This window comes from Acinetobacter sp. YH12252, assembly GCF_013417365.1.
In the GTDB taxonomy this organism is placed as follows: Bacteria; Pseudomonadota; Gammaproteobacteria; order Pseudomonadales; family Moraxellaceae; genus Acinetobacter; species Acinetobacter towneri.
The window spans coordinates 382,759-395,948 of sequence record NZ_VPEA01000001.1 but is presented as its reverse complement, the minus strand read 5'-3'; the positions used below and the strand labels follow the sequence as shown (position 1 = coordinate 395,948).

At 41.1% G+C, this 13,190-nt stretch carries 15 protein-coding genes; 7 read left to right on the top strand and 8 right to left on the bottom strand.

All coding sequences use genetic code 11. From position 1 onward, the window contains the following. Positions 1-103: 103 nt before the first annotated feature. Positions 104-1,252 carry a D-alanyl-D-alanine carboxypeptidase PBP5/6 gene (dacC, locus tag FTV28_RS01940; RefSeq protein ID WP_179989314.1) on the top strand — a complete coding sequence of 383 codons (1,149 nt, stop codon included), beginning with the start codon at positions 104-106 and terminating at the stop codon, positions 1,250-1,252. A 103-nt stretch (positions 1,253-1,355) separates the two neighbouring features. Beyond that, entirely contained in the window at positions 1,356-1,886 is a 531-nt protein-coding gene (locus tag FTV28_RS01935) for a gamma carbonic anhydrase family protein (RefSeq protein ID WP_179989313.1), read from the top strand. Between the two features lie 42 nt (positions 1,887-1,928). Here FTV28_RS01935 and FTV28_RS01930 read toward each other — a convergent pair whose 3' ends face one another. Further along, positions 1,929-2,135, bottom strand: a complete 207-nt coding sequence (locus FTV28_RS01930) for a DNA-binding protein (RefSeq protein WP_104851773.1) — start codon at positions 2,133-2,135, stop codon at positions 1,929-1,931. A gap of 133 nt (positions 2,136-2,268) precedes the next feature. Here FTV28_RS01930 and FTV28_RS01925 point away from each other — a divergent pair, with 133 nt between their 5' ends. The 5 genes from FTV28_RS01925 (at position 2,269) to FTV28_RS01905 (ending at position 6,792) form a co-directional block, all read left to right on the top strand. Continuing rightward, entirely contained in the window at positions 2,269-2,754 is a 486-nt protein-coding gene (locus FTV28_RS01925; protein ID WP_004971655.1) for an NUDIX hydrolase, read from the top strand. A gap of 4 nt (positions 2,755-2,758) precedes the next feature. Beyond that, positions 2,759-3,892 carry a tRNA 2-thiouridine(34) synthase MnmA gene (gene mnmA / locus FTV28_RS01920; protein ID WP_004971657.1) on the top strand — a complete coding sequence of 378 codons (1,134 nt, stop codon included), beginning with the start codon at positions 2,759-2,761 and terminating at the stop codon, positions 3,890-3,892. 12 nt (positions 3,893-3,904) lie between these two features. Further along, positions 3,905-4,636, top strand: coding sequence for a high frequency lysogenization protein HflD (gene hflD, locus FTV28_RS01915; protein ID WP_004971659.1), 732 nt, complete (start codon positions 3,905-3,907; stop codon positions 4,634-4,636). A gap of 55 nt (positions 4,637-4,691) precedes the next feature. Next, positions 4,692-6,080, top strand: coding sequence for an adenylosuccinate lyase (gene purB / locus FTV28_RS01910; RefSeq protein ID WP_019837658.1), 1,389 nt, complete (start codon positions 4,692-4,694; stop codon positions 6,078-6,080). Between the two features lie 91 nt (positions 6,081-6,171). Further along, entirely contained in the window at positions 6,172-6,792 is a 621-nt protein-coding gene (locus FTV28_RS01905) for a DUF2238 domain-containing protein (RefSeq protein WP_004971662.1), read from the top strand. A gap of 30 nt (positions 6,793-6,822) precedes the next feature. Here FTV28_RS01905 and FTV28_RS13535 read toward each other — a convergent pair whose 3' ends face one another. The 7 genes from FTV28_RS13535 to pstC form a co-directional block, all read right to left on the bottom strand. Further along, the gene (locus FTV28_RS13535; protein ID WP_257222780.1) at positions 6,823-6,996 is read right to left on the bottom strand and encodes a hypothetical protein; all 174 of its coding nucleotides are present in this window, start codon (positions 6,994-6,996) and stop codon (positions 6,823-6,825) included. A gap of 19 nt (positions 6,997-7,015) precedes the next feature. Next, entirely contained in the window at positions 7,016-7,450 is a 435-nt protein-coding gene (locus tag FTV28_RS01900; RefSeq protein WP_257222779.1) for a cytochrome b/b6 domain-containing protein, read from the bottom strand. A gap of 172 nt (positions 7,451-7,622) precedes the next feature. Next, a complete protein-coding gene (sohB, locus tag FTV28_RS01895; RefSeq protein ID WP_004971667.1) occupies positions 7,623-8,585 on the bottom strand; it encodes a protease SohB in 963 nt (320 codons plus the stop codon). 73 nt (positions 8,586-8,658) lie between these two features. Next, positions 8,659-9,303, bottom strand: a complete 645-nt coding sequence (locus tag FTV28_RS01890; protein ID WP_004971669.1) for a hypothetical protein — start codon at positions 9,301-9,303, stop codon at positions 8,659-8,661. A 95-nt stretch (positions 9,304-9,398) separates the two neighbouring features. Then, complete coding sequence (gene pstB / locus FTV28_RS01885) at positions 9,399-10,325, bottom strand: phosphate ABC transporter ATP-binding protein PstB (protein ID WP_004971671.1); 927 nt, start codon at positions 10,323-10,325, stop codon at positions 9,399-9,401. A gap of 15 nt (positions 10,326-10,340) precedes the next feature. Continuing rightward, the gene (gene pstA, locus FTV28_RS01880) at positions 10,341-11,729 is read right to left on the bottom strand and encodes a phosphate ABC transporter permease PstA (protein WP_004971672.1); all 1,389 of its coding nucleotides are present in this window, start codon (positions 11,727-11,729) and stop codon (positions 10,341-10,343) included. Further along, a complete protein-coding gene (pstC, locus tag FTV28_RS01875; RefSeq protein WP_004971674.1) occupies positions 11,729-13,108 on the bottom strand; it encodes a phosphate ABC transporter permease subunit PstC in 1,380 nt (459 codons plus the stop codon). Before pstC ends, pstA begins: the two co-directional genes overlap by 1 nt. Positions 13,109-13,190 lie beyond the last annotated feature (82 nt).

Genomic DNA, 13,190 nt, shown 5'->3' with positions numbered 1-13,190 from the left:
AATACTTTTATCAATAAGCCGATTTCTCCCATAGAAGTCGGCTGAGCTTTGCCCTAAAATGCTAGCTCTTTTGTGCATACCTCAAGTATTGGAACCTCTTAGAATGACCCCAAAAAGCGCCCTTGCTGCATTATTACTATTACCAAGCTTTTCTTATGCAGCAACTGTCTTAGCTACACCACCAGAACTCAATAACAAATCATACGTTTTGATGGATTATGAGACGGGACAAATTTTAGCTTCAAAAAATGAAAACGAAAAACTCGCCCCTGCCTCAATGACCAAAATGATGACTAGTTTCATCATTGAACAAAAGTTATTAAAAGGCGAACTCACGGAAGATGAACAAGTCCGCATGAATGAGTCTGCATGGTGTCGTGGCAGCAGCACAGAATCATGTATGTATGTTCCTTTAAATGGCACAGCAACCGTACTTGAAATGCTACGCGGAATTATCGTGCAATCGGGCAACGATGCATCTAAAGCCATGGCAGAGCACATTGCAGGTAATGAAGGCACATTCGTTCACATGATGAATGAAGAAGCCAAACGTATTGGCATGAGCAATACCCAGTTTATGAACTCTACGGGTATGCCTGCTGAAGGTCACTTTTCTACCGCAAAAGATATGGCGACTTTAGCGCAGCACATCATCCATGACAGCTCAAAATACTACCCAATTTATTCTGAAAAAGAGTTTTCTTTTAATGGAATTAAACAAGGCAACCGTAATGCCCTGTTATATACCGACCCAAGCGTGGATGGTTTAAAAACAGGTCATACCAACGAAGCGGGTTACTGCTTAACCACTTCATCTAAACGTGGCCCAATGCGTTTAATTTCGGTGATTTTTGGTGCGCCAACCATGCAAGCTCGTGCAACTCAAACTCGTGAATTGTTAGCTTGGGGTTATGCAAATTACGAAACTGTACGTGTTCAACCTGCCAACCAAGTCTTGGCAAAAGCCAAAGTTTGGTACGGTAAAAGTAAAGAAGCTCAAATTGGTTTACCAGAAAACTTTAACGTGACCATGCCTAAAGGCAAAGCCAACCAAATCAAAACACAATTGGTGGTTCAGCCTAAATTGACTGCTCCTTTGAAAAAAGGTCAAGTCATTGGTAAATATGTGGCAACTTTAGACGGTAAAGTGATTGCAGAAAAACCATTGGTTGCTTTGCAAGATATTGAACAAGCAGGCTTCTTTGCACGTATGCTAGACCATATCAAACAGTTCTTTAGTAATTTATTCTAAGATTTTCAGCTTAGACTAAAGCGAAGCACACATGCCCGCATGTGTGCTTTTTTATTTTATACTGTGTTTAATCCTGAATTTATAAGCTATAGATGTGTCAATCATGAAAAAAAATATTCGTGCCTATTTAGACCACACCCCAAAAATTGACGCAAGCTGTTATGTAGATGAATTATCTATTGTGATAGGTGATGTGCATTTGGCTGCCAATGTATCGGTTTGGCCTTTTGCCGTGATTCGTGGCGATGTTAATCATATTCGGATTGGTCAAAACTCCAATGTGCAAGATCATGCCATGCTGCATGTCAGCCATAAAAAAGCCGACAAACCTGAAGGTTCTCCGCTAATTATTGGCGAAGATGTCACCGTTGGACATGGTGTAACGTTACACGGCTGTACCATTGGTAATCGGGTGTTATTGGGCATCAATACGATTGTTTTAGATGATGTCGTTATTGAAGATGATGTGATGATTGGCGCAGGGTCTTTAGTGCCACCGCGTAAGCGTTTAGAAAGTGGCTATTTGTACGTGGGTAGCCCTGTGCAAAAAGTTCGTCCTTTAACCGACAAGGAAAAAGAGTTTTTGCCTTATTCTGCACGACACTATGTAAAAGTGGCGGGGAATTATCAATAATCCCCCCCTCAAAGTTCTTTTTGATTGTTGTAATTTGAGGGATTACACGTTCTGCACCGTTAATTTTAAACTCAGTGTATGAATGACATGATTAATCTTATCAAATCGAGAGGCTGAATCTTGACTTAGAGTTTTATACAAAGCTTTACGGTCAATATCTGCCTCTTTTTCTATTTGTGCAATAGCTTTGACTTTGGCAACAACACCTAGCGCAAATGAGATCACATCCAGCATCACCAAATGAATCAAAGAACAAAGTACCCCTCACATCTTCCCACAACTACACAAACCTACATTTACAGTTTTAAAGAAATCCCCTTTCAACATAGCCACATCCCCCTAAATTTTGTAGAATATGCGTTTTACCCCATGGTGCTTTTCAATGACCGCTTGGACTGCTCACGTTACTGTCGCCACCGTTATCGAAAAAAACGGAAAATTCCTGTTTGTTGAAGAACATACAGAAGGTGTGACGCATAGCGTGTTTAATCAGCCTGCAGGGCATGTTGAAGCTGGCGAAAGCTTAATTGAAGCAGCAATACGTGAAACCATGGAAGAAACTGGGCATCGGGTGAAAATTAATGCCTTACTCGGTATTTATAGCTATACTCCGCCTATGTTTCCTGACCGCACCTATTATCGCTTCTGCTTTCTAGCCGAATCGCTGCAACATGATGCGCAAGCCCAGCTCGATTCCGATATTATCGGTACTGTGTGGATGTCTGCAGATGAACTGGCTGAATCGGCACGTGCCCGAAGTCCGTTGGTACTGAAAGCGGTTCAAGATGCGCTCAGTGGTCAATCTTATCCTTTATCGCTCATTTACGAGCACCAAAATTCTCCCCTTATTTCTAGTTTGGATGCCTAATCCTATGCAACAACGTGTCATCGTCGGTATGTCAGGTGGTGTAGATTCATCTGTTTCTGCTGCACTTCTACTTCAACAAGGTTATCAAGTTGAAGGGCTTTTCATGAAAAACTGGGAAGAAGATGACGGCACTGAATATTGCACCGCGATGGAAGATCTTGCCGATGCGCAAGCGGTGTGCGACAAGCTAGGCATTAAGTTGCATACAGCCAACTTTGCGATGGAATATTGGGATCGGGTTTTTGAGCATTTTCTTGCCGAATATGCCGCAGGACGCACGCCAAACCCAGATATTTTATGCAATAAAGAAATTAAGTTCCGTGCCTTTTTAGATCACGCCATGAATTTAGGTGCAGATTTTATCGCCACAGGTCACTACGCTCGTCGTGGTGGAACGCAGTACAACTCCAAAGGTGAAGCATACGCTCCACTGTTACGTGGTTTAGATAAAAATAAAGATCAAACCTATTTCTTACATGCAGTGCATGGTCGTGAAATCAATAAAACCTTGTTCCCTGTGGGCGAAATTGAAAAGCCGCAAGTCCGAAAAATTGCCGAAGAACTAGATTTAGTCACTGCCAAGAAAAAAGACTCGACAGGGATTTGCTTTATTGGTGAACGTCGCTTTAATGATTTCTTAAAACAATATTTGCCTGCTCAAGCTGGAAAAATTGTTTTAGACGATGGCAAAGAGGTTGGTGAACATCACGGCTTAATGTACTATACGCTCGGTCAGCGTGGCGGGATTGGTATTGGCGGCTTAAAAGGTGTTGCTGAAGGTGCATGGTTTGTCCTGCATAAAGATATTGAAAACAATCGTTTAGTGATTGGTCAAGGTCATGAACATCCACTCATGCAAAGCACTATTTTATGGAGCGAAGCAATTGATTGGGTGGCAGGTGAACAAGAAATTCCAGCGTCAGGCTTCCGTTGTACTTGTCGCACTCGCTATCGCCAAGATGATCAGGACTGTGTAATTTTCAATGATGACAGCATGCCTGGCGGTGTACGTGTGGAATTTGATGAGCCACAACGTGCAGTCACTCCTGGTCAAAGTGTCGTATTCTATTCAGGCGAAGTGTGTTTAGGTGGTGGTGTGATTCACCATACCAATGCACCTAAACCCGATTTTATTTAAGGATTGTTTCGGATGACAGAGTTACCGTTTCAACAGTCACCAACTCTGAATGTTCGCCAAAATCGTGCCTTGGCGTTAGCGGGTGTGTTTCAAGCCACCCAGCTCACGCACATGACTGCACTCACAGGTCGACAAAGTATTGGTGAAAGCGGTAACTTTTATTTTGAGCAATTGATTAAAGCCAGTTTAAATATCCGTCCAAGTAGCAACCACAGTTCGCAAACTTTAGATTTTTTTAATCATTTGGCCGATATATCTTTAGGTTTAAAAACACTAGAAAGCAGCATCAACCAACCTTTTAATACTGCCCCTAAATCGCGTTTACCTAAATTATCCAATACCAAACTACCCATGTCGTATGCGATGGCACTCTTACAATTAGAAAAGAAAGTGTATAGCAATCCTAAATACGTCGAAATTATTGAACAATCGCAGCAAAAAATCTTAAAACAACTTTCATTTTTTGATCATAACTATTTGCATCCCAGTATTATTGCCAATTTAGCCCAAACCTATGTCGATACTGCGGGACAAATTAACCCGCGCATTATGGTACGTGGCAATGCAGAAGCATTTAAGGATTCTGCACATACCAACCGAATTCGAGCTTCGCTTTTTACAGGCTTACAAATGGCACACCTTTGGCGTCAACTTGGTGGCAGTTCATGGGGCATGGTATTTAGCAAACGTAAATTATTACGTGATATTCAAGATCTGGCGCGTTTACAGTATCAGGTGGTTTAAACCATGCTGAACACGCTTTTGTTTTAGGTTTAATTCCAAAGTTTAAGGAATCGATATGAACGCTTTAACCGCACTTTCTCCATTAGATGGGCGCTATGCAAGCAAATGTGATGCTCTCCGCCCTTTCCTCTCTGAGTTTGGTTTAATCCATGCTCGTGTGACTGTTGAAGTGCGTTGGTTACAAGCGCTTGCCAATCGTCCTGAAATTACCGAAGTACCTGCTTTCAGTGCTGCAACGAATGCTGCATTAGATGCAATTGTTGCAGATTTCTCTGAAGATGATGCCAACCGCATTAAAGAAATTGAACGCACCACCAACCATGACGTAAAAGCAGTTGAATATTTCTTAAAAGAAAAAATTGCCAACATTGATGAGTTAAAAAATGCAGGTGAGTTCATTCACTTTGCTTGTACTTCAGAAGACATCAACAACTTGTCACATGCTTTAATGCTTAAAAATGGTCGTGAAGTATTGGTTGCAGCGATGCAGCAAATCATTGATTCGATTGTTGCATTGGCAGAAAAACACGCAGATCAACCAATGTTGTCACGTACTCACGGTCAAACTGCAAGCCCAACAACTTTGGGTAAAGAAATGGCAAACGTGGCATATCGTCTTGCACGTCAAATCAAACAGTTCAAGCAAGTTGAGCTTTTGGGCAAAATCAATGGTGCAGTAGGTAACTACAACGCTCACCTTTCTGCATACCCAGAAATCAACTGGCCTGCACATTCTCAAGCATTTGTAGAATCTTTAGGTTTAAGCTTTAACCCATACACGACTCAAATTGAGCCACACGACTATATGGCAGAATTGTTTGATGCGCTACGTCGTTTCAACACCATTCTAATCGACTTCAACCGTGACGTTTGGGGCTACATCTCACTTGGTTTCTTCAAGCAAAAACTGAAAGAAGGTGAAGTTGGTTCTTCAACCATGCCGCACAAAGTAAACCCAATTGACTTTGAAAACTCTGAAGGTAACTTGGGTATCGCCAATGCAGTCTTGGCTCACTTAGGCGAAAAATTACCAATCTCTCGCTGGCAACGTGACTTAACTGACTCGACTGTATTGCGTAATATGGGTGTTGGTTTTGCACAAAGCTTGATCGCATTTGAAGCTTGCTCTAAAGGTATTGGCAAACTTGAATTGAACGCACAACGTATTCTTGAAGATTTAGACAATGCTCAAGAAGTATTGGCTGAGCCAATTCAAACTGTGATGCGTCGTTATAACATCGAAAAACCATACGAAAAATTAAAAGCTCTTACACGTGGTCAAGCTATGACACGTGACATGATGGTAGATTTCGTGAATGGTAATGAGTTGGAAGGCGTTCCTGCAGCAGATCGCGCACGTTTAGCGACAATGACGCCTGCAACTTACACAGGTAATGCAGCTGAACAAGCAAAACAAATTCAAGATTTAATTGCTAAAATCTAATTTGTAAAAGCATTCATCACAATACAAAAATGCGAAGCTTCGGCTTCGCATTTTTATTAGAATAAAACAAATCTTCCAACTTAAACATCACATGCAAAATCAATTCCGCATTCAACATTACTGTGCTTTAGGCTTGGTTATACTCGCCATGCTTGCTGCCAGTATTCAACCACTGGAATTTGAATCGTATCTACTGCATCAGGCAGGCACAGTTTTTATGCTCGCGGCTTTATTGATTGCGTTTAAAAAAGTAGGACTGAGTTTTTCTAGCTTTGTGCTGTATTTAATATTTTTACTGATTCATATTGTCGGAGCACATTATCTGTATTCTTATGTGCCCTATAATGATTGGATTTTGCACAGCTTTGGCTTCAATTTAGATCAGAGCATGGGTTGGTCACGCAATATGTATGACCGTTTTGTGCATTTGGCTTATGGTATTTTGCTCTATCCTGTTTTATTGCGCTTGTTTGAAGTCTGGTTTCCAAAAAACAAACCTATCGTTTTATATCTTTTGGTCATTCAATTTATCATGGCAAGCAGTTTAATTTATGAATGGGTGGAATGGCTCATTGCGCTTGGCTTATCGCCAGAAGATGCTGAAAATTATAATGGTCAGCAAGGTGATATTTGGGATGCACACATGGATATGCTTTTAGCAACGATAGGAGCAATGCTGATGGGATGCTTCTACTTGATCAAGAAACCCTAACAGGATGCCTCTTTCGTACTAAATCCAAATTTATTGCCAATACCACCACCAGAAGCCAGCTAAACTTGCGACTGAAATCATCCAGATCAACACCGTTAATACTGCAGGTTTACCTGAACCCCAAAACATGGTTTTGGCAAGCCATTTTTTAAACAATACGCTGCTTAAAGTTAGGCTCGCTAAATGCACCAATACTGCAGCCAAGAATAAATTTGCAGCAAATTCATGGCACCTCTTTTAAGGTATGACTCTGGGTATAATCGGTGAAAAATCCAGCCAACACAGTTAAAGGCAATGCCAACCAAATCAACAAAATACTGAATTGAAATGCACTAGAACTACTTGACTTTAAAAACTGCAATGAAAAAAACTGCTGAGGCTGTTTCCAATAGCGTTTTACAAATTGTTGAATCATGCCTAAACGTTTAGAAATTCCTGTTGGCTGTGTGCTGTTCAACATACTCAACACCTGCCATACGATTCGTAAAGCTAAACTAATCCCCAACGTATAGCCAAAAGCCATATGTAACTGATGCCATTCTTCCGCATCACCTGTTAAATAAGCCCCTGTAAAACTTAGCAGCATCACCACATGCAAAAAGCGAATCATTAAATCTGTAGATGTTGATTGCTTCGCGGGCACACTATTTGTTTGCATATTCAATCTATCAAGGTGGTTTTGTTCTTATCACAAAGATATAACATCAAGCTGAATTGAAAATTAAGATGCTTAAATCAAAGACCCTATATTTTTGAATAAAAGTGAATAAAAAAATTGCGCTCAATTGAGCGAAATTTTTAGATAAATTTTAGAAGTTAGATCATCACTATTACAGTTTAGGATCACGGATTTGCAACAAACTGCTGTTGGCTTTGCTTAGGCTATCAACCAGTTTATTCATCACTGCAGGAATCAAACTGTCTGCCATTTGTGCAGCTTGCAAACCCAGTTTTTCACCCAAAGTTGGCTTTTTACGGGTTTGAATCACATAAATATCATGCTGTGGCAACAAACTTAGTAAGTATTCATCTGAGGTTTGTAACTTATCTACCAAGTTTAAATCCAGTGCATCCTGACCATACCAATGCTCACCTGTTGCCACTTTTTCAACATTCAGTTGTGGACGGTATTTTTCGACAAAGTGTTTAAATAGTACATGAGTTTGTTGCAATTCTTCTTCAAACTTAGCCTTGCCTTCTTCGGTATTTTCACCAAACATGGTCACAGTGCGTTTGTATTGACCTGCTGTGTACATCTCAAAATCTATATTTTTTTCTTTGAGCAAGCGATTAAAGTTAGGCACTTGTGCCACTACGCCAATAGAACCCAAAATTGCAAATGGCGCTGACACAATTTCTGAACCAATACATGCCATCATATAGCCACCACTTGCTGCGACTTTATCGACGCAAATCGTGAGATGGAAACCTGCATCACGCAAACGTACCAATTGTGCAGCTGCAAGCCCATAACCATGCACCATACCGCCTGGACTTTCCAAACGTACCACAACACGGTCACGTCCAGCTTTGGCCGTTGCCAAAATTAGGGTGATTTCTTCACGCAATTGCTCTACAGCAGACGCAGCAGTATCACCTTTAAAATCCAACACATAAATTTTTTGATTGTTCTTTTTACGGGCGCGCGCTTCACGTGCCATTTGTTGTGAAAGTTGTAATAGCTCGAGTTTAGATGCCGTGGTTTGCGCAATTTTTTTTCGTTGTTCATTAATTCGCGCATTCAAATGACTAATCCGAATTTCGGCAGGTAGTTTAGGTAAATGAAATAACATAAAAATGAGTTCTCAATTTAATTCGGTTTATTAGGACTACATTAGGTCAATTTAGACTTTTTCAATACTTTTTCTATCTTAAAGCAGCTTCTTTTTGAATCAATCGTAAATATCGTTTAGAAATCTGCCGAACAGCCATTAAACGTACAGCAAACCAAATTTGCCCCTGATAGCAAATCCCAATAATAAGTGCGTTGATCGGCCACCAACCAAACAGTAGAAAACTACCTCTACGCTCATGATCTGAAGGTGTAAGCATTGAATAGAAACACACTAAACCTACGCAGAAACACATTACGCAAAGAAATTCACCTACTGCACTGTGCAAGAACGGTAACTTATTTTTTTGTTGTGCTTTTACATAGCGATAAAACTTAAATTTAGCATTGGCATCAATATAGTCTCGCCAAGCCTGCCGAAAATGGGGATCACTTGCTTGCTGCTGTACCCTAAAATAAACAACAAGCACTATCACACCTGAAACTATCACAAATTGATCATACAACCAACGATGATAATTGCTCATATTGGGGCTTTGAGAAGTTGGAAACCACCCATCATGGTTAAAAAACGTTGCCAATAAAATACTCAGCAAAACCAAAAGTGCTGCTATCGTCTCTGCACTATGTTGAAATCCAAACAAGGCATCGATTATTTTTTTCGTGGCTTGGCGTGCTGGTTTTGCCTGTTGTCGTTCTTCTTGTGAAGGAAACTGCATTTTTTATTTTCGCTGCGCGTACAAAACAATCAATACTATAACAAAAAAACAGAATCCTAAGATTCTGTTTTAATAGCTTTCAGGACTTAAGCAGATTAACCAAAACGACCTGTAATATATGCTTCTGTTAATTGATGGTCTGGCTGAGTAAATACTTTTTCAGTTGCATTCACTTCAATCAAATCACCTAAATGGAAGTATGCGGTACGGTCAGATACACGCGCTGCCTGTTGCATTGAGTGCGTTACAATCGCAATCGTATATTGAGTAGAAAGTTCAGAAATTAGCTCTTCTACTTTTGCCGTTGCAATTGGGTCAAGTGCCGAACATGGTTCATCCATCAAAATTACTTCTGGACTTACCGCAATGGTACGCGCAATACAAAGACGTTGTTGCTGACCACCAGAAAGACCTGTGCCTGGTTGATTCAAACGATCTTTCACTTCATCCCACAAACCTGCCTTACGCAAGCTGTTTTCTACAATTTCTTCTAAATCGTACTTATCACGTGCTAAACCATGCAGTTTAGGGCCATAGGCTACGTTTTCAAAAATTGATTTTGGGAATGGGTTTGGTTTCTGGAACACCATGCCCACTTGCGCACGCAATAACACCACGTCTAAGTTCGGATCGTAAATATCTTGGTTATCCAACATTACTTTACCCGTCACACGACAGCTATCAATCGTGTCGTTCATACGGTTTAAAGTACGCAAGAACGTAGATTTACCACAACCCGATGGACCAATAAATGCAATCACTTCATTTTCATAGATATTTAAATCAATACCTTTGATGGCTTCAGACTCACCATAATACACATGCACGTCATTGGTGCTTAACTTTACATTTGAAGATTTCGCTTCTTTTTTGCTTGAAGTTTGCGTATCAAATTGTGAAACAAACGAAGTCGATGATTGCTTCTGTTCTACATCGGTAGATGTAAATTGGCTTTGTTGTGGATTCACTTGCTTATCCTGTTCTAAGGAATTCTGTTTTTCTGTGCTTGCTACAGCATTCATATTCTCTGCCCTCAATTACCAGCGTACTTCAAACTTCTTACGTAACCAAATTGCAAGGCTGTTTAAGCCAATCATTAGCGCAAGTAGTACGATAATGGCTGCAGCGGTACGTCCCTCGAAGAAGTTACGCAATTCATTACCCTGCCATAAGAAAATTTGCACAGGTAACGCAGTAGATTGATCAAGTGGAGTTGCTGGTACACTGGCAACGAAAGCACTCATACCAATTAATAACAATGGTGCGGTTTCACCTAAAGCTTGTGCGACACCAATAATTGCACCCGTTAAAATACCCGGCAATGCAAGTGGGAGTACGTGGTGGAACACTGTTTGTAAACGAGAAGCACCCAAACCTAAAGCAGCTTGACGAATAGACGGCGGCACTGCTTTTAATGATGCACGCGTGGTAATAATCACTGTTGGTAAAGTCATTAAACTCAGTACCAAACCACCGACCAATGGTGCAGACAATGGTAAATGCATCCAACCAATAAAGATCGCGGCACCCAACAAACCAAATACAATAGAAGGTACAGCGGCCAAGTTATTGATGTTCACTTCAATAATATCAGTAATCGCATTTTTTGGCGCAAATTCTTCTAAGTAAATTGCTGATGCAACACCAATTGGAATCGAAATAAAGATCACAATCAGCATCATGAATAATGAACCCATGAATGCACCTGCCAAACCAGAAGTCGCTGGAGAACTACGTGAGTCTGGGCTAACAAAAATATTGGTATTGAAAGTACTTTCAATAATACCTTGTGATTCGAGCTGATCTGCCAATTGACGTACTTCAGGGCTTAATTGTTGCTGCTCATCTGGTAAGCTGCGGTCAATCTTGCCTTCTAACCATACATCAACGTTCGCATCTGCAAGCACTTTCACTTCTTTGGTTTGACCAATTAAAGAAGGATCAGCCAAGACCATGTCACGAATACGGTATGCTTCAGAACTGGTATATAAGTAACCAAGATCATCACGCTTAGCTTCAAGCGCTTTGTCTTTCGCCACAATACCATTCACGATTAAAGCATCCCAATCGACCATACCCATTTCGGTTTGCCACGCAATCATACGGTCTTCGTATTGTGCTGGTGACTCGCCTGCAATCGCCTTAGGTTTTGGACCTGCATTGACAATCGCTGGATCGAAGTAAATTGGAAGGCTCATGCTGCTTTGCCAGAACGCAGGCAAACCTTTAGATAAGATACTGCCGAATAACAATACGACAAAGAATAAACCTGCAATAACTGCCGAGAAACCCATCAAGCGGAAGGTTTTTTCCTTACGATGACGCTTACCCAATGAACTGGCGATGGTTTTTTTACGTTGTTCACGTAATTCGGCAGCAGCTTGTGGATCTAACTGATCCAAAGACGATGTATTTGAAGTACTCATTAGTCGTATTGCTCACGATATTTACGCACGATGTATAGTGCAACAATGTTCAAACCTAAGGTAATCACGAACAGGGTCAAACCAAGTGCGAAAGCAACCAATGCCTGCGGACTTGCGAAATCTGTATCACCTGTTAATTGGTTCACAATCGTAATCGTAACCGTAGATACCGCTTCTAATGGGTTTGCGTGTAGTAAAGGACTATTACCTGCAGCCAACACCACAATCATGGTTTCGCCAATTGCACGTGACGCAGCAAGTAAGAATGCACCAATCACCCCTGGTAATGCAGCTGGCATCACCACGCGACGAATGGTTTCAGATTTGGTTGCACCCAAGCCTAAAGAACCATCACGCAGCGCACGCGGCACTTGCGTAATAATGTCATCAGACAATGAAGATACAAAAGGAATAATCATGATGCCCATCACTAAACCAGCGGTTAATGCACTCGTGGCATTAATATCTAGTCCAATGATTGCACCCGCAGTTTTAAGGAACGGGCCGATGATCATCATGGCAAATACACCGTACACAATGGTCGGAATACCTGCTAAAACTTCAATGGTCGGCTTTGCCCATGCACGGAATTTAGGCGATGCATATTCTGCAAGGTAAATGGCGATCATTAAACCAATAGGTACTGCAACTAATAAAGCAATACCACTCACCATTAATGTACCCCACAGTAATGGAAGTAAACCATAACTGCCATCTGCACTACCCGAGGTGCTAAAACCAGGGTTCCAGACTGTACCAAAGAAGAAATCCAGTGGGCTAACGAAACTAAAGAATCGCATCGCTTCACTGAACATGGACATCACAATACCAACCGTAGTTAGAATCGCAACACCAGAACATAATGCCAAAGAAATGTTGATGATTTTTTCAACTTGGTTACGTGCGCGGAATTGTTGTGAAACACGTTTCTTTGCCCACAGCAAACCAAATAAGGCCGCACAGATCACCACCGCAAGTTTGGCATAAGAACCAATGGTTTCAATTTTCGCTAATTGCTCTGCCGCTGCAACTTCGTATGCAGCAGGTGTATCACTTACACCAAAACCAGATGCAATGGCTTGTACGCGATCAACCAAAACACTTGTACTTGCAGGGTCTAGGCTTGCAGCAATGTGCGCTGGCACATTATTAATTACCACTTGCTCTAGAATACTTGGTTCAACCAAGTTCCAAACAATCAAAATTAAAAAAGCAGGAATACCACACCATAATGCTACCAACGCGCCATAATATCCTGGGCGTGAATGTAACATTGCAGAGTTATTTCCCTTACCTGCTAGGTTACGGCTCTTGCTTAACCCGATTTGATAGGCTACGGCGATAATCGCCAATAACACACCTATGAGTAGCAGATTCATGTATTCTCCACTGTTTTTTCAATTTGTGTTTTTGAAAAAACATTTCTTAGCAAAAAGCCGATGGCAGGTTGTTCCCTGCCAT